General features: G+C 73.1%; 18 protein-coding genes and 1 pseudogene. 13 read left to right on the top strand and 6 right to left on the bottom strand.

Going from position 1 to position 19,141, the window contains the following annotated elements; genetic code table 11:
* Nucleotides 1-309: 309 nt before the first annotated feature.
* The 5 genes from ACWD1U_RS33370 (at nt 310) to ACWD1U_RS33390 (ending at nt 6,950) form a co-directional block, all read left to right on the top strand.
* Nucleotides 310-2,343, top strand: coding sequence for a hypothetical protein (locus tag ACWD1U_RS33370; protein ID WP_451113104.1), 2,034 nt, complete (start codon nt 310-312; stop codon nt 2,341-2,343).
* Nucleotides 2,344-2,489: 146 nt separating this feature from the next.
* Nucleotides 2,490-4,013 carry a GT4 family glycosyltransferase PelF gene (gene pelF, locus ACWD1U_RS33375; RefSeq protein WP_451113105.1) on the top strand — a complete coding sequence of 508 codons (1,524 nt, stop codon included), beginning with the start codon at nt 2,490-2,492 and terminating at the stop codon, nt 4,011-4,013.
* On the top strand, nt 4,010-5,518 hold the full coding sequence (locus tag ACWD1U_RS33380; protein ID WP_451113106.1) for a hypothetical protein: 1,509 nt from the start codon (nt 4,010-4,012) through the stop codon (nt 5,516-5,518). Before pelF ends, ACWD1U_RS33380 begins: the two co-directional genes overlap by 4 nt.
* Nucleotides 5,515-6,174, top strand: a complete 660-nt coding sequence (locus ACWD1U_RS33385; protein WP_451113107.1) for a spherulation-specific family 4 protein — start codon at nt 5,515-5,517, stop codon at nt 6,172-6,174. Before ACWD1U_RS33380 ends, ACWD1U_RS33385 begins: the two co-directional genes overlap by 4 nt.
* Nucleotides 6,171-6,950: an endo alpha-1,4 polygalactosaminidase gene (locus ACWD1U_RS33390; RefSeq protein ID WP_451113108.1), complete on the top strand. Its 780-nt coding sequence runs from the start codon at nt 6,171-6,173 to the stop codon at nt 6,948-6,950. Before ACWD1U_RS33385 ends, ACWD1U_RS33390 begins: the two co-directional genes overlap by 4 nt.
* A gap of 216 nt (nt 6,951-7,166) precedes the next feature.
* Here ACWD1U_RS33390 and ACWD1U_RS33395 read toward each other — a convergent pair whose 3' ends face one another.
* Nucleotides 7,167-7,949, bottom strand: a complete 783-nt coding sequence (locus ACWD1U_RS33395; protein WP_451113109.1) for an adenosylcobinamide-GDP ribazoletransferase — start codon at nt 7,947-7,949, stop codon at nt 7,167-7,169.
* Nucleotides 7,950-8,009: 60 nt separating this feature from the next.
* On the opposite strand from ACWD1U_RS33395, the gene ACWD1U_RS33400 reads away from it, so the two are divergent.
* The gene (locus ACWD1U_RS33400) at nt 8,010-8,771 is read left to right on the top strand and encodes a hypothetical protein (RefSeq protein ID WP_451113110.1); all 762 of its coding nucleotides are present in this window, start codon (nt 8,010-8,012) and stop codon (nt 8,769-8,771) included.
* Here ACWD1U_RS33400 and ACWD1U_RS33405 read toward each other — a convergent pair.
* Complete coding sequence (locus ACWD1U_RS33405) at nt 8,711-9,409, bottom strand: hypothetical protein (protein WP_451113111.1); 699 nt, start codon at nt 9,407-9,409, stop codon at nt 8,711-8,713. The genes ACWD1U_RS33400 and ACWD1U_RS33405 overlap by 61 nt on opposite strands.
* A gap of 131 nt (nt 9,410-9,540) precedes the next feature.
* Nucleotides 9,541-10,641 (bottom strand): nicotinate-nucleotide--dimethylbenzimidazole phosphoribosyltransferase, encoded by a 1,101-nt coding sequence (gene cobT, locus ACWD1U_RS33410; RefSeq protein ID WP_451113112.1) that lies wholly within the window; start codon nt 10,639-10,641, stop codon nt 9,541-9,543.
* A gap of 176 nt (nt 10,642-10,817) precedes the next feature.
* Here cobT and ACWD1U_RS33415 point away from each other — a divergent pair, with 176 nt between their 5' ends.
* Nucleotides 10,818-11,864, top strand: a complete 1,047-nt coding sequence (locus tag ACWD1U_RS33415; protein WP_451113113.1) for a class I SAM-dependent methyltransferase — start codon at nt 10,818-10,820, stop codon at nt 11,862-11,864.
* Nucleotides 11,865-12,056: 192 nt separating this feature from the next.
* Here ACWD1U_RS33415 and ACWD1U_RS33420 read toward each other — a convergent pair whose 3' ends face one another.
* Nucleotides 12,057-13,256 carry a bifunctional adenosylcobinamide kinase/adenosylcobinamide-phosphate guanylyltransferase gene (locus ACWD1U_RS33420; protein ID WP_451113114.1) on the bottom strand — a complete coding sequence of 400 codons (1,200 nt, stop codon included), beginning with the start codon at nt 13,254-13,256 and terminating at the stop codon, nt 12,057-12,059.
* 240 nt (nt 13,257-13,496) lie between these two features.
* Here ACWD1U_RS33420 and ACWD1U_RS33425 point away from each other — a divergent pair, with 240 nt between their 5' ends.
* Nucleotides 13,497-13,709 (top strand): hypothetical protein, encoded by a 213-nt coding sequence (locus tag ACWD1U_RS33425; protein ID WP_451113115.1) that lies wholly within the window; start codon nt 13,497-13,499, stop codon nt 13,707-13,709.
* A 156-nt stretch (nt 13,710-13,865) separates the two neighbouring features.
* Here the strand turns inward: ACWD1U_RS33425 and ACWD1U_RS33430 are convergent, their stop codons facing one another.
* Nucleotides 13,866-14,567 carry a class I SAM-dependent methyltransferase gene (locus tag ACWD1U_RS33430; RefSeq protein WP_451113116.1) on the bottom strand — a complete coding sequence of 234 codons (702 nt, stop codon included), beginning with the start codon at nt 14,565-14,567 and terminating at the stop codon, nt 13,866-13,868.
* Between the two features lie 83 nt (nt 14,568-14,650).
* The gene (locus tag ACWD1U_RS33435; protein ID WP_451113117.1) at nt 14,651-15,250 is read right to left on the bottom strand and encodes a DUF3043 domain-containing protein; all 600 of its coding nucleotides are present in this window, start codon (nt 15,248-15,250) and stop codon (nt 14,651-14,653) included.
* Nucleotides 15,251-15,569: 319 nt separating this feature from the next.
* Between ACWD1U_RS33435 and ACWD1U_RS33440 the strand changes: the two genes are divergently transcribed.
* From ACWD1U_RS33440 to ACWD1U_RS33460, 5 genes and pseudogenes are all read left to right on the top strand, one after another.
* Complete coding sequence (locus tag ACWD1U_RS33440; RefSeq protein WP_451113118.1) at nt 15,570-16,355, top strand: PspA/IM30 family protein; 786 nt, start codon at nt 15,570-15,572, stop codon at nt 16,353-16,355.
* A 23-nt stretch (nt 16,356-16,378) separates the two neighbouring features.
* Nucleotides 16,379-16,657 (top strand): PspA-associated protein PspAA, encoded by a 279-nt coding sequence (gene pspAA / locus ACWD1U_RS33445; RefSeq protein WP_451113119.1) that lies wholly within the window; start codon nt 16,379-16,381, stop codon nt 16,655-16,657.
* Nucleotides 16,658-16,768: 111 nt separating this feature from the next.
* A complete protein-coding gene (locus ACWD1U_RS33450) occupies nt 16,769-17,986 on the top strand; it encodes a sensor histidine kinase (RefSeq protein WP_451113120.1) in 1,218 nt (405 codons plus the stop codon).
* On the top strand, nt 17,983-18,666 hold the full coding sequence (locus ACWD1U_RS33455) for a response regulator (protein ID WP_451113121.1): 684 nt from the start codon (nt 17,983-17,985) through the stop codon (nt 18,664-18,666). The genes ACWD1U_RS33450 and ACWD1U_RS33455 overlap by 4 nt, the downstream gene beginning before the upstream one ends.
* 75 nt (nt 18,667-18,741) lie before the next feature.
* A pseudogene (locus ACWD1U_RS33460) lies at nt 18,742-19,011 on the top strand (efflux RND transporter permease subunit); the annotation flags it as partial.
* Between the last annotated feature and the right edge of the window lie 130 nt (nt 19,012-19,141).

The raw sequence follows: 19,141 nt of genomic DNA on the forward strand, positions 1-19,141 counted from the left end.
GGTCGAACGGTGTGGGTCGACCGGGCCCGACAGCCGACCATATTCCGACCTCAGGGTCTGGTGGTCACGGGGCCTTCCCCGGTGCGGCGAACACTCGACGTCGAGACTACGCGCGTGGCCCCGTTCGCTCATTCCTGCGGGCGTTCCCTGCCGGTGGCGTAGTGGCCATTTCTCGATCCCTCACACCGGTGAACTGGGTCACACTCATCGCGATCCGGTGAGCGTCCCGCTCACCGCTTTGCATGATTTCCACGGATCCTCCTCTGTGCGACCGCAAGAGGATCTCGGAGATCTTCTGGGGGAGGAACCATGGCGCAGCGTGCGCGCAGATGGAGGAACACGGCCGCCGCGATGACCGCGGCAGGCATGATCACGTCCGGGGCGGCGGCGCCCGGGGCGGCGGCCGCCGAGGAACCCCGCATCGATCTGAAGGTGCTGGTGGTGGACAACGGCGACAGCCCCGTGAAGGCCGTCACCGCCCAGCTGAAGAACACGGGCGTCCCGTACACGACGATCGACCTGAACGACGCCGGCCGCCCGAAGATCACCGAGTCGTTCCTGAGCGACACGGTCAACGGCCGGCCCCGCGCCAAGTACCAGGGCGTCGTCCTGCCGAACGAGGCCCCTTTCGGCGCGGGCTCCGCCGAGCAGACCGCACTGGAGGCCTACGAGCGGACGTACGGCATCCCGCAGGTCGACGCCTACACCTGGGCCCACCCGGAGGTCGGCCTCGACTACACCAGTGAGGGCGGCTGGGCCGGGACCCTCGACGGGCGCGAGGCGTCCGTCACGGCGGCCGGGAAGACGGGCTGGTTCGGCTACCTCGACGGCGCGTTCCGGTTCGAGGACAACGCCCCGTCCGTCCAGGAGAGTTACGGCTACGTCGCCCGGCCACGCGCCGGTTTCACCAGCTACGTCGACATCCCCGTGCCAGGCGGTACCGGCCGCGGCAGCCTGGTCGGCGAGTACGCACACGACGGCCGCCGGGAACTCGTCGTGACGTTCGCCTACAACGGCAACCAGCAGCAGTTCCGGCTGCTGGCCCGGGGCATCGTCGAGTGGCTCACCCAGGGCGTGCACCTGGGCCGGACCCGCCACTCCTTCGCCGTGCACGTCGACGACGTGTTCGCCCCGGACAGCCGCTGGGACACCGAGCGCAACTGCACCCCGGGCGACTTCGACTGCGCGGGCGGCGACGGCGAGGGCACCACGCCGATCCGCATGACCGCGGACGACGCCGCCTACGCAGCCCAGTGGCAGCGCGAGCACGGCTTCACGATGGACATGGTCTACAACGCGGGCTCCGGCGAGGAGTGGAAGGCCCAGCACGGCGGCACCGACGCGCTCACCGACCGGCTGCTCGCCGACAAGGCGCAGTACCGCTGGGTCAACCACACCTACACGCACCCCTTCCTGGGCTGCGTCCAGGACACCTCCAGCGTGCCGTGGAGCTGCGCGAAGAACGCCGACGGCTCGACGAAGTACATGAGCCGCGCCGAGATCGCCGCGCAGATCCGCGACAACCACGACTGGGCGGTGGGCAAGGGCCTCCCCGTCGACCGCGCCGAACTGGTCACCGGTGAGCACTCGGGCCTGAAGACCCTGCCCCAGCAGCCGGCCGACAACCCCAACCTGGCCGGGGCCCTCGCCGACACCGGCGTCAAGTGGATCGCCTCGGACAACTCCCGCGAGCCCGAGCAGCGGGCGGTCGGCAACGCCCTGACCGTCCCGCGTCACCCGATGAACGTGTACTACAACGTGGGCACCGCCGCCGAGATGGCCGACGAGTACAACTGGGTCTACACCTCGCGGGCCGACGGCGGCAGCGGCGTCTGCGAGGACAACCCGACCTCGACCTGCCTGGACGAGCCGCTCGACCCCGCCACCGGCTACGCCGAGCACATCGTCCCGCAGGAGACGCGCACCGCTCTCGGGCACGCCCTCGCGGGCGACCCCCGGCCGCACTACGCGCACCAGTCCAACCTGGCCGAGGACCGGCTGCTCTACCCGGTCATGGAGAAGGTGCTCGACGACTACCGGGCACTGTTCGCCGACAACACCCCGCTGGAGAACCCCCGGCACAGCGCCATCGGTACCGAGGTGCAGCGCCGCGCCGCCTGGCAGACCGCCCTGGCCGCCGGCCGCGTGACGGCGTACCGGATCGGCGGCACCGTCACGGTCACCGCACCGTCCGGGACGCAGATCCCGGTGACCGCGCCGGAGGGCACGCAGAAGCAAACCCTGCTGGGCACCGCAGCGTTCGGCACCCCGTACGCGGGAGCGCGCTCGGACTGGACGACGCCGGCGGCACTCAACTCAGCCCTCACGCTGAAGTTGCCGTAGAGGGCGACGCCCTTTTCCAAGGGGCGCGGGGCCGTATGTGTATGCGGCCCCGCCGCGGGGGGCGCGACCAGCCGAACGAAGCCCGCACCCGGCATCCGGGCAGGCAGCTCCCCGCACATCATCCGCAATACAGGGGGAAACACCGCATGAGGCGAACAGGCCGTCATGTCACCATGCTCACGGAAGGCACCTACCCGCACGTCCACGGCGGCGTCAGCACCTGGTGCGACCAGCTCGTCAAGGGCATGCCCGAGGTGGACTTCCACATCGTCTCGCTCACCGGCAACGGCCGCGAACCCGTCACCTGGGAGCTGCCGCCCAACGTCTACGCGCACACCTCGGTCCCCACCTGGGGCCCGCGCCCGGGCCGCGGAAGGCCCCCGTACGGCAGGGCCCGCCGCCGCTTCACGGAGGCCTACGAGCGTTTCCTGCTCTCCTTCCTCGACCCCGGCTCGCACGCCGACTTCGGCGATTCCCTGATGGAGCTGGCCGAACTCGCCCGCGACGGACGCCTTTCGGCCGCGCTGCGCACCGAGTCGGCACTGCGGTCGCTGATGTGGATCTGGACCATGCCGCATCTGCCGACGGCCGCCGCCCGCCCCACCGTGCACGACGCGCTGACCGCGACCGACCTGCTGGAACACGCCCTGCGCCCGCTCGGCGTCCGCATACCCGAGGACTCCGTCGCACACGCCGTCAGCAGCGGCCTCGCGACCCTGCCCGCACTCGCCGCCCGCCACCTGGACGGCGTACCGTTCCTGCTCACCGAGCACGGCATCTACCTGCGCGAGCGCTACCTCGGCTACCGCCGCGACGCCCAGCGCTGGCCCGTGAAGGCGTTCATGCTCGGCTTCTACCGCGAGCTGAACTCCTACGGCTACCGCGCCGCCGACCTGATCACGCCGTGCAACCAGTACAACCGCCGCTGGGAGGAGCGCGGCGGCGCCGCCTCCGACAAGATCCGCACCGTCTACAACGGCGTCGACCCGGCCGCTTTCGCGCACGCCGGCCCCGAGCCCGAGGTCCCCACCCTGTCCTGGTGCGGCCGGATCGACCCCATCAAGGACCTGGAGACCCTCATCCGCGCCTACGCGATGGTGCGCGCGGAGATCCCGGCGACCCGGCTCAGACTCTTCGGCCCGGTGCCGCCCGGCGTCGAGGCCTACCGCACCCGGCTGGAGAAGCTCGCCGCCGAACTGGGCGTCACCGACGGCCTGACCTTCGAGGGCCGCATCAGCGAGGTCTGGCGCGCCTATGCGGCCGGGCATCTGGTCATGCTGTCGTCGATCTCCGAGGGCTTCCCGTTCTCCATCATCGAGGCCATGTCGTGCGGCCGTACGACGGTGTCGACGGATGTCGGCGGCGTGCGTGAGGCGGTCGGCGACACGGGCCTGGTGGTGCCCCCGCGCGAGCCGGAGAAGATGGCCGCCGCCGCGCTGACCCTGCTCAAGGACGAGCGACGGCGTCTGGAACTGGGCCGGTTGTCGCGGCAGCGGGTCATCGACCGGTTCACGCTGCGCCGCTCGGTGGACGCCTTCCGCACCATCTACAAGGAACTCGCGGGCGGGGACGAGGTGTACGAGCCGACGCTGGAGACCGTGGCCGACTGGACCCTGGAACTGCGCGACCCCTGGTACGGGGCCGTGGCGACGGGCGGGGCCATCTGGTGAGCGGAAGCGTCTGGCTGCCCCCGGGCTCCCGCCCGGACAGCCTCCCCGGCATCCCCCGGCAGCGCACCCCCAGCTGGGCGCGGCCCGAACCGGTCGACGAACTGGCCGACCGTCTGGAGGACTTCGTGGCCGCGGCCGTCCACCCGGACGAGGTGGCCGCGCTGCTGGAGTCCGACGGCCTCTCCGACGACCAGATACGCGAGCGGTACGGCGTGAAGAACTCCTTCGCGCTCGCCGAGACCCTCTACGAACGCGTCGAACGCAGCTACCCCGAGCCCGACGGCCCGGTCCACGACCCCTGGCGGATCGGCCTGCTCGGCTGTCTGCTGCGCGGAGTCGTCTTCGCCCTGCCCGGTCTCGCCTACGTCCTCGGCGCACCCCTGTTCACCGGCCCGGGCGACTTCAAACTCCCCACGGGCACGGTCCCGCTGCTGGCCGGCGCCCTGTGCGGCTGGACGTGGAACCAGGGCCTCGCCCACCGGGCGTACGCGTGGCTGGGACTGGGCGACCGGATGGCCGCCCGGCGTGCCCTGCTGCTCGGTGCCCCGGCCGGAGCGCTGCTCGGCTCGCTGGTCGCCCTGGCGTTCGCGGGCGCCGCCGCCCCGGCCGTGGTCGCCTTCGCCGCCGGGCAGTCCTGCTATCTGGCGGCGGCGACCGTCCTGCTGGTGATGGGCCGCGAACGGCGGCTGCTGATCGCGCTGGCGCCGATGGCGGCGGGCGCCGTCCTGTCCCTGGTCGACCCGCTGCCCGAGGCCGCGAGCCTGGCCCTGCTGCCGGGCTCCCTGGCGGCGGTCGCGTTGCTGGCCCTGCGCGAGGTGGCGCCCGCCCTGAAGGACGGGGACGGCCGGATTGCCGGGCTCGTCGCCCTGCTCCCGTTCGGCGCGTTCGGCACGGCCCCCGCACACCGCGGCCCCGCCGGCCCCCGGCTCACCGGCTCCCTGCCGTACGCCCTGTTCGGGCTCGGCACCGGTGTCCTCGTGCTGTACGCGGCCCTCGGCGACGTCCTCGCCGGCGGGACGGCCGGCGCGGTCGCCGCGCCCGCCGCCGTGGCGCTCACCCTCAGCATGGGCCCCGCCGAGTGGCTGCTGTACCGCTTCCGCAGCGACAGCCTCACCGGACTGCGCTCCAGCGGCACCGCCCGGGACTTCTGGCGGACCACGGTCCGCACGGTCGTGCAGTGCCTGGCCGCCTACCTCGCCGCCCTGCTCGTACTGAGCCTCGCCGCCTCCGCCCTGTGGCCGCACGCCCCGGTCCCGGGCGGTGTACGGCTGGCCGGACTGCTCCTGCTGGGCGTGGTGCTGTGGACGGGGCTGCTGCTCCAGTCGTTCGGCGCGGTGACCGGCGCGACGGCGGTGTGCTGCGCCGCCGCCCTCGCCCAGACCCTGCTGCTGGTCACCCGCACCGGCGATCCGCACCTGGCCGGTGCGGCCGTCTACGGCACGGCCGCCGCCGTCCAGGCCGCCCTGGTGTGCGGCCTGCTGGGGAGGGCAACCGCCCACCGATGAGCACTCTCCTGGTCCCGTACTACGAACACCCCTCCGTGCGCCCCGCCGAGTGGGACGCCATCGTCGCCGCCGCACCCCGCCTCTACGGGGTCGTCCTCAACCCGGCCAGCGGCCCCGGCGACCGCCCGGACCCGGCCTTCGCCGAGGTCGCCGCGCGGCTGCGGGCCGCGGGGGTCCGGGTCCTCGGCTACGCCGACACCGCCTACGGCCGCCGCCCCCACACGGACGCCGTCCGCGACCTCACCCGGCACCGCGACTGGTACGGCACGGACGGCGCCTTCCTCGACCAGGTCCCGTCCGGGCCCGAGGAGTTCGAGCACTACCAGAAACTCGCGGTCGCGGCCTGGGGTGCCGGCTGCGCCACCCTCGTCCTCAACCACGGCGCGACACCGCACCCCTGCTACGCCCGCATCGCCGACGTCCTGGTCACCTTCGAGGGCACCTGGTCCTCGTACCGCGCTCTGCCTCCGCAGCCCCGGCCCGGCGGCCCGGACGTACGGCTGTGCCACCTCATCCACGGCGTGCCGCCCGGGGCCGACCCGGCGAGCCTGGCCCGGGCGCGGGGAGCGGCGGTGCACTGCGCGGTGCCCGGCACCGGAGACCATCCTTGGGGCACCCTGCCGTACACCCTGGACAACCCGGAGAACGCCCCGTGAGACGCCCGCCTGCGCTCGTCGCCCTGCTCGTCCTGCTGCTCGCGGGCTGCACGCAGACCACCGACGACAAACCCGGCCCCCGCTGGCAGCCCCGCCCCGGCACCGCCTGGCAGTGGCAGCTCAGCGGGCGCCTGGACACCTCCGTCGACGTGCCGGTCTACGACATCGACGGCTTCGACCACTCCGAGGAGACGGTCGCGCGGCTGCACGACGACGGCCGCAAGGTCATCTGCTACCTGTCCACCGGCGCCTGGGAGGAGTTCCGCCCGGACGCGGCGAAGTTCCCGAAGGCCGTCCTCGGCCGCGGCAACGGCTGGAAGGGCGAGCGCTGGCTCGACATCCGCCGCACCGACGTGCTGGAGCCGCTCATGGCGGCCCGGATCGACATGTGCCGCGACAAGGGATTCGACGCGGTCGAGGCCGACAACATGGACGGCTACCGCAACGACACCGGCTTCCCGCTCACCGCCGCCGACCAGCTCCGCTACAACCGCCTCGTCGCCCGCCTCGCCCACGACCGAGGCCTGGCCGTGGGCCTGAAGAACGACCTGGACCAAATCACGGACCTGGTCGGCGACTTCGACTTCGCGGTCAACGAACAGTGCGCCCAGTACGGCGAGTGCGCGGCCCTGAAACCCTTCGTCGAGGCGGGCAAGGCCGTCTTCCACGTCGAGTACGAGGTGCCCACCGGCCGCTTCTGCGCCGACTCCCGCCGCTTGAGACTGAGTTCGCTGCTCAAGAAGTACGAACTGGGGGCTTGGCGACGGGCATGCTGAGGCCGCTCCCGTGTCCGACCCGCCCGCCACGGTCGGCGAGGGATCGGCGGCCGGGGGAGAGGACCGCCGGCGCGTTCAGCGGGAACAGCGCCACGGCGACCGCCCGCGCCGGCACCGACAGCACGATGCCCGGCGTACGGCACCGACTTGTTCCACAGCGTGAGCCCGGGTCCTGCGAGGCGTCGAAGGCGATGCAGGAGGAGTCCGGGAGATCGTTCAGCCCAGTGACAGGACGACCAGCGCCGTGGTCGCCGCCGTCTCCGCCAGGCCGCCGAAGACATCCCCGGTGATCCCGCCGAAACGGCGTGTGCAGTGTCGCAGGAGCGCTTCGGCGGCGGCCAGGGAGAGAGCGACCGCGAGCACGGTCCGGGCCGCGTCGTACGCTGCGAAGCCCGCGCCGGCCGCAATCCCCCCGCCCGCGACGGCGACGACGGCGACCAGCGCTCCCCGCACCGGCACCACCCCCGCCACCGCCGCCCCCAGCCCCTCCGGCCGTGCCGCCGGCACCCCGGCCCGGGCCGCCAGCGTCAGCGCCAGCCGGGCGACCGTCGCGGAGACCACGGCGGCGAAGGCGCCCCGGGCCCAGGAGGCGTCGTACGCCTGAGTGAGCGCGGCGACCTGGGCGAGGAGGACCAGGACGAGGGTGATGACCCCGAACGGGCCGATGTCCGACTGCTTCATGATCCGCAGGGCGTCCTCGGCGGGCCTCCCGCTGCCCAGCCCGTCGGCGGTGTCCGCGAGCCCGTCCAGATGCAGCCCTCGGGTGAGCACCGCGGGGACGGCGACGCCGGCCACCGCGGCGAGCGGAGCGCCCGCCCCCAGGAACAGCAGCACCAGCCCGAGGACGGCGGCGGCGGAACCGACCGCCAGCCCGGCCAGCGGGGCGCACAGCATGCCGCCGCGCGCCGCCTGCCGGTCCCACCGGGTCACCCGCACGGGGATCACCGTGAGGGTGCCGAAGGCGAAGCGGAGACCGTCGAGGGGTGAGGTTCTGGGCACCGGCGCAGGCTACCGGCCGGTCAGGAGAGCGGGAACGGCAGCCGAGGATAAAGTGCGCATATGGGATGGCTGGAGCGAGACATCATCGAACCCGGCAAGCTGCCCTTGCTCCTCGCCCTCGTCGCGTTCGTGCTGACCTTCGTGATCACCCGGGGCATCACCCGCCTCATCCGGGCGGGCAAGGGGCCTTTCCGCAACGTCAGCACCGGAGGCGTCCACGTCCACCATGTGGTCCCCGGGGTCATCCTGACGCTCGTCGGCGGGTTCGGCGCGGTCGCCGGCGGCCGGCACGGCTTCGGTTCGTGCCTGGCCGCGGTGATCTTCGGCATCGGCGCGGGCCTCGTCCTCGACGAGTTCGCCCTGATCCTGCACCTCGCCGACGTCTACTGGACCCCGGACGGCCGCAAGAGCGTCGAGATGGTCGTCCTCACCGCCTCCCTCGTCGGACTGCTCCTGATCGGCTTCTCGCCCCTGGGCGTCGACGACCTCTCCGAGGACCAGCAGCAGAACCGCGCCGCCGTCCTGGGGAACGTCCTCGTGAACTTCCTGTTCGCGCTCATCGCCCTGTTCAAGGGCAAGGTCCGCCTCGCGGTGCTGGGCGTGATCATCCCCCTCGTCGCCCTGGTCGCCGCCGTACGGCTGGCCCGCCCGGGCTCCCCGTGGGCCAAGCGCTTCTACCGGCGCCGCCCCCGCGCCCGGGCCAAGTCCGGCCTGCGCGCCTACCACCACGACCGCCGCTGGGCGGGCCCCCGGCGCGCCTTTCAGGACTGGATCGGCGGCGCGCCCGACCCCGAGCCGGCCCGGGCCCTCGAACGCCGCTGACGCAGCTCACCGACCGCGCACAGCGCCAGCACGGCGGCGATCGCCGCGAGGTGCTCCTTACCCGCGAGGTTCTCCATCACGGCGACCTCGACCGCCATCGCCGCGATCACCACCCCGGCCGTGACGTACGCGCGGTAGCGCCATCCGAGGAACACGGCCAGGCCGACCACCGCCGCCGACGGCCCCGTGTCCACGACCCAGGCGTCCGAGGCGGGCAGACCCAGCGGGGAGTTCGGGCCCAGCCAGATGCCCAGGCGCGCGTACAGCGTGCCCGCGAGCGTGGCGACGTAGGCGAGGGCGAGGGTCCGCCACCGGCCCAGGCAGATCTCCGCGAAGCCGAACAGCAGCAGGATCTGTGCGAGCGCGCCCCACACCGGCAGATCCAGCGCGGGCACGAACAGCGACAGCGGTGTCCGCAGCAGCGCGAGCCACAGCGGGTCCTCGGCCCGCACGGCACCCACGTTCTGCACCAGCCGGTAGCCCCACGCCTGCTGGTGCACGAAGTGCAGCACGGCCGTGAGGCACACGGCCGTGCCGGCCATCGGCACGGCCCGCCACCGCCGCTCCCGCAGCGGCCCGCGCACCGCGGCGTACAGCGGCCCCCATTCGGCGCGGGCCCCGCGGGCGAGCGAGCTCATCGGGTCGTCCTCGTCCGTGCGTCGGTACGTCTGAGGGTGTCTGCGACTCAGTCAAACCGACACCGTGTTCCAAGACCGACCGGAACGGAACGAGGTTGAGCCAGGCCCGGGTGACCTGGATCTTCCGAGCGTCACTGCCCGGAGGGAACCTCGAAGGCCTGCGGCTCGTCGGGCTCCTCCGACTCCTTGGGCTTCTCGGGCAGCTCCGCCGCCAGCGCGGCAGCCGCCTGCACGAGCGGCAGCGCCAACAGGCCCCCGGCGCCCTCCCCGACGGTCACGCCGTGGGTGAGCAGCGGCTCCAGCGCCATCCGGTCCAGCGCCTTCGCCTGCCCGGGCTCCCCACTGTCGTGCGCGGCCAGCCACCAGTCCGGCGCCCGGAAGGCGATCCGCTGCCCGACCAGCGCGCACGCGGCCGTCACCACCCCGTCGAGCACCACGGGCATCTTCCGTACCGCGCTCTGCAGCAGGAAGCCCGTCATCGCCGCGAGGTCCGCGCCGCCCACGGTCGCCAGCAGCTGCAACTGGTCCCCGAGCACCGGCCGGGCCCGGCGCAGCGCGTCCCGGATCGCCGCGCACTTGCGCATCCACGCCAGGTCGTCGATGGCCAGCCCCCCGCGTCCGGTGACGACCGACGCGTCGACCCCGCACAGAGCCGCGACCAGCACGCCCGCCGCCGTGGTCCCGCCGACGCTGACATCGCCGAGCACCACCAGATCCGTACCGGAATCGGCCTCCTCGTCGGCCACCGCGACCCCGGCCCGGAACGCCGCCTCGGCCTCCTCCAGGGTCAGCGCGTCCTCGATGTCGATCCGCCCGCTCCCGCGCCGCACCCGGTGCCGTACGACGTCCTCGGGCAGGGCCTCCGGATCGCAGTCCAGGGCCATGTCGACGATCCGCACGGGCACGCCCAGCCGCCGGGCGAGCACCGACACCGGCCGGCCGCCCTCCAGCACCTCGCGCACCAACTCCCCGGCGCCGCCCGCCGCACGGGCCGAGACGCCCAGCTCGGCGACGCCGTGGTCACCGGCGAAGAGCACCACCCGGGGCCGTTCGACCGGCCGCACCGGCACGGCGGACTGCGCCGCCGCCAGCCACTCGCCCAGGTCGTCGAGGCGGCCCAGCGACCCGGGGGGCACGATCTGTCGCTCCCGGCGCGCCTCGGCGTCACGGCGGATCCCGCCGTCCGGACGCTCGATCAGATCGGTGAAGTCGTCGAGATTAAGCGAGCTCATTCGCCGAACAGTACCGGCAGCGGTCGAACAGCACGGCGCCACATCACCACTCCGTCAGGACGACGTCGTTGCACCCAAGATCGGCATCCCATACGTTCCGTTTTGCAGAGGATTGTCGTAAGCGGTTCTCATCGCTGAACGTCTCTGCCGTACGCCCTAGCGCCCGGGAGCCGCCCATGACCGCACATCCCGCCCCCTCCGCACCGCCCGCCCCCCAAGCGACCGCACCGGTCCACGAACCGCGCCGGGAGGACTGCCCCTGGTGCGGCTCCGCCCGGCTGCGCAACCGGATGCGCACGGGGGACCTGCGGCAGTACAAGCCGGGCAGTTTCACCGTCGACGAGTGCCGCGACTGCGGTCACACCTTCCAGAACCCGCGGCTCACGGCCGAGGGGCTCGCCCTCTACCACCGGACCGTGCGCGGGGCGCCCAGGGACCCGGCCAGCGACGGACTGCTCGCCCTGCGCGGCAGCCCGCGCCGCCACCGGTCGGCAGCCCGCGCGATGCTGCGCTTCGGGGAGCCGGAGAGCTGGCTCGACGTCGGCACGGGCCACGCCAGCTTCCCCGCGACGGCCCGGCGGTACTTCCCGTACACCGCGTTCGACGGCCTGGACCCGACCCCCCGCGTGGTCCGCGCACGCTCCGCCGACCGGGTGGAGGAGGCCCACGTGGGCCGCCTGACGGACCCCCGCATCGTGACGCCGCTGCGCGCCCGCTACGACGTGGTCAGCATGCTGCACCACCTGGAGGGCACGCCGGACCCCCGAGCGGAACTCCGGGCCGCGCTGACCGTCCTGCGCCCCGGCGGCCACCTGCTCATCGAGACCCTGAGCCCCCGCAGCGCCTTCGCCGCCCTCCTGGGCCGCTGGTGGCTCCCCTACGACCAGCCCCGCCACCTCCACCTGCTCCCGCCGCGGAACCTCAGAGCCGAACTGGAGGCGGCCGACTGCACGATCATTTCCCTGGACCACCGCGCCGTCCACATCCCCCACGACCTCGCCGGCGCCACGGCCCTGGCCCTCTCCCACGCCCTCCCCACGCCGGACACCCCGTGGCGGGCGGTCCCCCCGCCCCAGCTCCACCAGCACACCCGCACGGCCCTCCTCCGCGCGGGCATCCCGGTGGTGGCCCTGGCAGCGCTGGCAGACCACCTCATCGCCCCGGTGACCCGCCGCACCCGCTTCGCGAACACGTACCGGCTGATCGCCCTCAAACCGTCGTAGCGGCGGACGCGACGCCGCCGAGCCGGGACCCCGACGCCCCTCAGCCGCGGGCCGCAGGCGCTGCTCAGCCGCGGCCCGCCGATTCCCGGTCAGGTGCCGGCGGTCGTGCCGCCGGTGCGGCACCGGCGGCACGACGGCACCTCGTCGCGCCGAGCCGCGCCAGGCCCGGCCTCAGCCCCGGGCCGAGCACCCTCAGCCCCGCAGCACCACGGCCTGCCCCGCCACCACCAGCAGCACCTGCTCGCACTCGTCCGCGAACCCCGCGTTCAGCCGCCCGAGTTCATCCCGGTACCGCCGCCCCGACGCGGTGGCCGGCACGATCCCCGACCCCACCTCGTTCGACACGGCGACAACGGTCCGCCGAGTGGCCCGCACCGCCTCGTTGAGCTCCCGCACCCGCTCCCGCAGAGCCTTCTCCCCCCGCTCCGCCCACACCGCGTCGTCCCACGCCCCGACGGAGTCCATCGCATCCGTCAGCCACAAGGACAGACAGTCGACCAGCACCGGCGGCCCCTCCTCCGCCAGCAACGGCACCAGATCGCAGGTCTCCACCGTCTGCCACGACCCCGGCCGCCGCTCCCGGTGCGCGGCAACCCGCGAGGACCACTCGGCGTCCCCGTTCCGCGACCCGCCCGTCGCGACGTACAGCACGTGCGGAAAGGCCTCCAGCCGCCGCTCGGCCTCCACGGACTTACCCGACCGAGCACCGCCCAGCACCAGCGTCCGCCGCGGCACGTCCGGAACGTCCTCGTACGCCCCGACCGCCAGCGTCGCCCCGTCCGGCACGGCCCGCGCCCCGGCCGCGGCGAGCCGCCGTCCGAGCTCCGGCCCGGGCGGCACGTCGTGGTCCAGATGGACGGCGATCACATCGGTCGTCGGCCCCACCGCCCCCACCGCCCTCAGCTTCGCCAGCGCGTCCGGACGTCCCACGACATCCGCCAGGACCATGTCGTACGGCTCGGCCGGTCCTTCGAGCCCGGCCGGCGCCCCGCCCGGCGGCAGATACAGCAGCCGCTGCCCCTCCGGCCCGGTCACCGCGTACCCCGTGCCCGGCGCGTCCAGCGCCACCGCCCGCACCCGATGCCCCGTCAGCAGCGTCAACTCCCGCCCGTCCGGCACCCGGCCGGGCTGCGGAAGCCCGGCCGGCACCTCCACCGCCGGCCCGTCGTGCGGATGCGACAGCAGCACCTGCCGTACACCGGTCAGGGAACGGCCCGCCCGGGCCGCCGCGAACGCCGCTCCGGGCGTCAGGTCGAGCAGCAGCCCCCCGTCCAGGAGCAGCGCGGTGGCCGCCCGCGCGTCCGGGCCGAGGGCGACCGCACAGGTCGCGCAGGGACAGTCGGGGCGGGGAAGACCCGCGGGGGCGCCGGTGCCGAGGAGAGTGAGTTCCACGCACTGATTTTCGCGTGCCCGCGCGGCTCCTGCGCGCCTGGAGCCCCCGGGGAGCGTCGCGGGGAGCCCCGTACGGCGCCTTGGGCGAGGTCGGCAGGGCGTTCGAGGTGCAACCCGCCCGCGACGGGTCACCCGCAGTCCGTGACGGCACACCCGGCGGAGCGCATAGGCTCTGGTCAGGAGCCGGACCGTGTTCCGGCTTTTCGCTGTGCAGTGTGCTCACACACATGGGAGGCGTACATGGCGGCATGGACGTGGCGGTTCGAGAAGACCGACGGGACGGAGGTCCAGCCCGCGGTGCCGCCGGAGGAGTTCCCCACTCAGGGGGACGCCGAGTCCTGGATCGGGGAGCACTGGAAGGCCCTGAAGGAGGGCGGCGCCGACCAGGTGCGGCTGTTCGAGGACACCACGGAGATCTACGGGCCGATGAGCCTGCACGCGGCCGAGGCCTGAGGGGTCCTCGCCCTATGAGCGTCCGACCAGGTCGCGTGGTCCGGCAACGCGGCGAGGCGCGGTGCCAGGCCACGCGACCCGGGCGGGCATAGTGCAAGGACCCCTGAGCCCGGGGGCGGGGGCCGACGGCCCTCGCCCACCTCCTCTTTCGAGTGGTCAGCCCCGTACGCCGCACAGGTGCAGCAGCGCGGCCACCCCGCGGTACGGATCCGTCCGTCCGGCCTTCTCCTCCACCGCCAGCAGCGTCCGGATGTCGGCCGGGACCTCCGCGCCGTCCACCGCGGTGTCCGTGAACACGCGCACCCCGTACCAGACGTGCAGCGGCGCCCCGATCCCGGCGAGTGTCGCCGTCAGGTCCTTCAGCCGGTCGGCCCGTACGTCGAGGCCCAGCCGGTTGCGGTAGGAGACCGTGTCGAACGCGGCCAGCGCGCCCGCCCAGTCGCCGGACAGCCCCGGCCGGATCGCGAGCGCGTCCCCGTTGCGCACGAGCAGCGACAGCAGCCCGCCGGGCGCCAGCATCCGGGCCAGGCCCGCCAGCAGCGGATCGGGCTCCTCCACGTACATCAGGACGCCGTGGCACAGCACCACGTCGAAACTGCCCGGCAGGAAGTGCACGCCGGTGTCCCGGCCGTCGCCCTCGATGATCCGCATCCGCTCCCGGATGCCCTCCGGTTCCCCCGCGAGGGACTCCCGTGCCGCAGCGATCATCTTCGGGTCCTGCTCCAGACCGGTCACCTGGTGCCCGGCCCGGGCCAGCCGCAGCGCCTGCGTGCCCTGCCCCATCCCCACGTCGAGCACCCGCAGCCGCTGCCCGACCGGGAACCGCCCGACTATCTGCTCGTCCAGCTGGCGGGCCACCAGCTCCTGGCGGACGACATCGCGAAGCCCGCCCAGCTTGTCCAGCCAGGCCTCCGCCGCACCCCCGGAGAACGGCGTCGTGGTCAGGGCCGCTCTCCGCGCTTGACCTGGGGCTTCGGCAGCCGGAGCCGGCGCATCTGGAGGGAGCGCATCAGGGCGTAGGCGACCGCACCGCGCCGGTTCTCACCCGCGAAGCGCTCGTTCAGCTGCTTCTTCAGGCGGAAGGCCGAGACGAACGAGTCGAGCACGATCAGCACGATCACCACGAGCCACAGCAGCAGCGCGACGTTCTGCAGCGACGCCACCCGCACCATGCTCAGCACGAGGATGACGACGGCCATCGGCAGGAAGAACTCCGCGATGTTGAACCGCGAGTCGACGAAGTCGCGTGCGAACCGGCGGACCGGTCCCTTGTCACGCGCGGGCAGATACCGCTCGTCGCCGCTCGCCAGCGCCTGGCGCTGCCGCTCCAGCGCGGCGCGGCGCTCCTCGCGCTGGCGCTTGGCGGCCTCCTTGCGCGTCATCGACGTGTTGGCGACGCTGCGGCGCTGGGACTGGGCCTCACTGCGCTTGGGCGTGGGCCTGCCCTTCGGGGCCTGCGGGTCGCGGGGCTGCTTGGAGAAGTTCACCGGCGCCTTGTCGGCGGCCTGGGCCTTCTCATCCTTCGCACGGCTACGGAACACAAAACCCAAGGGTACGGGCTTCCCGGGCATGGACCCCAGTTCCGTGGGGAACGATCCGGCAACACCAGTCGTCAATAAGGGGACAGAGGGGTACGTCGGGTACGCCTCCGGATGTTTCCCGGGGTGCAGGGCTCCGGTAACCCCGGGGACCACCTACTCCCTACGCCGGAGCGGGAGCGTACGCAGTCGTCCTTGGGGATGAGCGCATCCGTCCCCGAACAGTGCGGTAATGGATGCAGGGCCCGTACTGTGGGTTCTGTCGCAGGAGCTGGAGCCGGAGTCGGTCAGAAGGGGGCGCGCGAAGCCCATGAGCGGTGTCATGAAGCGTATGGGGATGATCTTCCGCGCGAAGGCGAACAAGGCCCTTGACCGGGCCGAGGACCCGCGCGAGACCCTCGATTACTCGTACCAGAAGCAGCTGGAGCTGCTCCAGAAGGTGCGCCGCGGCGTCGCCGACGTGGCGACCAGCCGCAAGCGCCTGGAACTCCAGCTGAACCAGCTGCAGTCGCAGTCCGGGAAGCTGGAGGACCAGGGCCGCAAGGCGCTCGCGCTGGGCCGTGAGGACCTGGCCCGGGAGGCGCTCTCCCGCCGGGCCGCGCTCCAGCAGCAGGTGACCGACCTGGAGACGCAGCACGCGACGCTCCAGGGCGAGGAGGAGAAGCTCACCCTCGCGGCCCAGCGGCTCCAGGCCAAGGTCGATGCCTTCCGTACGAAGAAGGAGACGATCAAGGCGACGTACACGGCGGCCCAGGCGCAGACCCGGATCGGCGAGGCCTTCTCCGGCATCTCCGAGGAGATGGGCGACGTCGGCCTGGCGATCCAGCGTGCCGAGGACAAGACGGCCCAGCTCCAGGCCCGCGCCGGCGCGATCGACGAGCTGCTCGCCTCCGGTGCCCTGGAGGACCCCTCCGGCATGCACAAGGACGACCTCCAGGCCGAGCTGGACCGGCTCTCCGGTGGTACGGATGTAGAGCTGGAACTGCAGCGCATGAAGGCCGAGCTGGCCGGCGGCTCGAGCGGTGGGCAGCAGGCCCTCGAGGGTGGCACGAGCCAGCAGCAGTCCCAGCAGCAGCCGCAGGACACACCGCGCTTCGACAAGCAGTAGGGGTCCACGCCTAGGAGGGCGACATGATCGTACGGATCATGGGGGAGGGCCAGGTGAGGCTGGCCGACGGCCACCTCACCGAGCTGAACAAGCTGGACGACGAGCTCCTCGCGGAGATGGAGAACGGCGACGGCCCCGGCTTCCGCCGCACCCTCCACGCCCTGCTCGCCAGGGTCCGCGACCTGGGCGAACCCCTGCCGGACGACTCCCTGGAACCGTCGGAACTGATCCTGCCGTCTTCCGACGCGACCCTGGAGGAAGTCAGGGAGCTGCTGAGCGACGACGGTCTGATTCCGGGCTGAGCGCCGCGAACGCCGCTGGTCCGTCTCCCCCGTCCGGCGATCGAGGACGAGGCCGTCCAGGCCGACGGGGGGCTGGGGGCGCGGCCCCCGGTCCGGCTACCGTAAACAGCCGTGAGCACCCTCCAGCGGGCCAGATGCCAGGCCACGGCACATCCCCTGGCCATGGACGCCGTCCTGGCCGCGGCCGTCCTGGTCTGCATGGTCGCCGGGTCGTTCGTGGAGCCCCGGCACCGCGACAGCGTCAGCTGGGCCCTGCGCACCCCCGACTCCCTCAGCCTCCTCCTCATGGCCCTCGGCGCCGCCGCCCTGGTGTTCCGTCGCCGCGCCCCCATGACGGTCCTCGCCCTCACCGGCGCCTGCTCGGTCCTGGAGTCCGTCACCGGCGACCCCCGCGCCCCCGTCGCGATGTCCGCCGTCATCGCCCTCTACACCGTCGCCTCCACCACCGACCGCCCCACCACCTGGCGGGTCGGCCTGCTCACCATGACCGTGCTGACCGGCTCCGCCATGGCGGCCGGCAGCCTGCCCTGGTACGCCCAGGAGAACCTCGCGATCTTCGCCTGGACCGGCATCGGCGCCACCGCGGGCGACGCCGTCCGCAGCCGCCGCGCCTTCGTCCAGGCCATCCGCGAACGCGCCGAACGCGCCGAACGCACCCGCGAGGAGGAGGCCCGCCGCCGGGTCGCCGAGGAACGCCTGCGCATCGCCCGCGACCTGCACGACGTCGTCGCCCACCACATCGCCCTGGTCAACGTCCAGGCAGGCGTCGCGGCGCACGTCATGGACAAGCGCCCCGACCAGGCCAAGGAGGCCCTCGCCCACGTCCGTGAGGCGAGCCGCTCCGCGCTCAACGAACTGCGCGCCACCGTCGGCCTGCTCCGGCAGTCCGGCGACCCGGAGGCCCCCACCGAACCCGCCCCGGGCCTGGACCGCCTCGACGAACTCACCGGTACCTTCCGCAACGCCGGTCTGCGTGTCGAGGTCGCCCGCGCCGACCAGGGCACCGCCCTGCCCGCAGCCGTCGACCTGGCCGCCTACCGGATCATCCAGGAGGCGCTCACCAATGTGCAGAAGCACGCCGGGCTCCAGGCCAAGGCCGAGGTCAGCGTCGTACGCGTCGGACCGAACATCGAGATCACCGTCCTCGACGACGGCAGCGGCGAGGAGGCCCCGGGCAGTGGCGGCGGCCACGGGCTGCTCGGCATGCGTGAGCGCGTCACCGCCCTGCGCGGCACCCTGACCACCGGTCCCCGCTACGGCGGCGGTTTCCGCGTCCATGCGATCCTGCCGGTCAAGAACCGCACACCGACCAGGGAGGACCCCGCATGACGATCCGTGTCCTGCTCGCCGACGACCAGGCGCTGCTCCGCAGCGCCTTTCGTGTGCTCGTCGACTCCGAGCCCGACATGGAGGTCGTCGGCGAGGCCTTCGACGGCGCCGAGGCGGTCCGGCTGGCGAAGGAGCAGCGCGCCGACGTCGTCCTGATGGACATCCGCATGCCCGGCACCGACGGCCTCGCGGCGACCCGCCTGATCAGCGCCGACCCCGAGCTCACCGACGTCCGCGTGGTCATCCTGACGACGTTCGAGGTCGACGACTACGTCGTGCAGTCGCTGCGCGCCGGCGCCTCCGGCTTCCTCGGCAAGGGCTCCGAGCCCGAGGAGCTGCTGAACGCCATCCGGATCGCGGCCGGCGGCCAGGCCCTGCTGTCCCCGGCGGCCACCACGGGTCTGATCTCCCGCTTCCTGGCCCAGGAGGATCCGGCCGACGGCGACCGCGACCCGGCCCGCGGCGAACGGCTCGACTCGCTCACCGTCCGGGAGCGCGAGGTGCTGGTCCTGGTCGCGGGCGGCCACTCCAACGACGAGATCGCCGAGCGGCTGGAGGTCAGCCCGCTGACGGTGAAGACGCACGTCAACCGGGCCATGGCCAAACTCGGCGCCCGGGACCGGGCCCAGCTCGTGGTCATCGCGTACGAGTCCGGTCTGGTCCGTCCGAGGGTGGAGTGAGCCCGGCCGGGCGTACTGCGCCCGGAGTATGTGCCGTAGCAGGATCAGCGGCTGGACCAGGGAGCGGAAGGTGCCATCCTCATGACCGCCCTGGCGACGATCTTCGCCCTGCTCCCGATGGCCCTCGGCATCACCGGCGAGGGCGGCTTCATCGCCCCGCCGCTGGCCGTGGTCGTGATCGGCGGCCTGGTGACGTCGACGCTGCTGACGCTGCTGCTGGTCCCGACGCTGTACGCGATGTTCGAGCTCCGCAAGGAGCGCCGGGCGAAGAAGCGGGCGGCGAAGAAGGGCCTTACGGCCCAGCGCCCGGAGGCGGCCGAGGAGGCGGAGCCGGCGCAGGTCTGATCCTCGTACGGACACGTGAGGCCCCACCCGGACACCTTAGGTTCTAGCGATCGTCGCAACACCCCAGCCCAGGGGTGCGATGTTCGAGATCCGCAAGACCCGGACGGTGGCTCAGGGCCGCAGGAAGCTG

This window comes from Streptomyces sp. NPDC002788, from assembly GCF_053592115.1.

Excerpts from the sequence above, each read along its gene's own strand:
- ACWD1U_RS33370 (WP_451113104.1), top strand. The coding sequence starts at position 310 with ATGGCGCAGCGTGCGCGCAGATGGAGGAACACGGCCGCCGCGATGACC.
- pelF (WP_451113105.1), top strand. The coding sequence starts at position 2,490 with ATGAGGCGAACAGGCCGTCATGTCACCATGCTCACGGAAGGCACCTAC.
- ACWD1U_RS33385 (WP_451113107.1), top strand. The coding sequence starts at position 5,515 with ATGAGCACTCTCCTGGTCCCGTACTACGAACACCCCTCCGTGCGCCCC.
- ACWD1U_RS33400 (WP_451113110.1), top strand. The coding sequence starts at position 8,010 with ATGGGATGGCTGGAGCGAGACATCATCGAACCCGGCAAGCTGCCCTTG.
- ACWD1U_RS33405 (WP_451113111.1), bottom strand. The coding sequence starts at position 9,409 with ATGAGCTCGCTCGCCCGCGGGGCCCGCGCCGAATGGGGGCCGCTGTAC.
- cobT (WP_451113112.1), bottom strand. The coding sequence starts at position 10,641 with ATGAGCTCGCTTAATCTCGACGACTTCACCGATCTGATCGAGCGTCCG.
- ACWD1U_RS33415 (WP_451113113.1), top strand. The coding sequence starts at position 10,818 with ATGACCGCACATCCCGCCCCCTCCGCACCGCCCGCCCCCCAAGCGACC.
- ACWD1U_RS33425 (WP_451113115.1), top strand. The coding sequence starts at position 13,497 with ATGGCGGCATGGACGTGGCGGTTCGAGAAGACCGACGGGACGGAGGTC.
- ACWD1U_RS33440 (WP_451113118.1), top strand. The coding sequence starts at position 15,570 with ATGAAGCGTATGGGGATGATCTTCCGCGCGAAGGCGAACAAGGCCCTT.
- pspAA (WP_451113119.1), top strand. The coding sequence starts at position 16,379 with ATGATCGTACGGATCATGGGGGAGGGCCAGGTGAGGCTGGCCGACGGC.
- ACWD1U_RS33455 (WP_451113121.1), top strand. The coding sequence starts at position 17,983 with ATGACGATCCGTGTCCTGCTCGCCGACGACCAGGCGCTGCTCCGCAGC.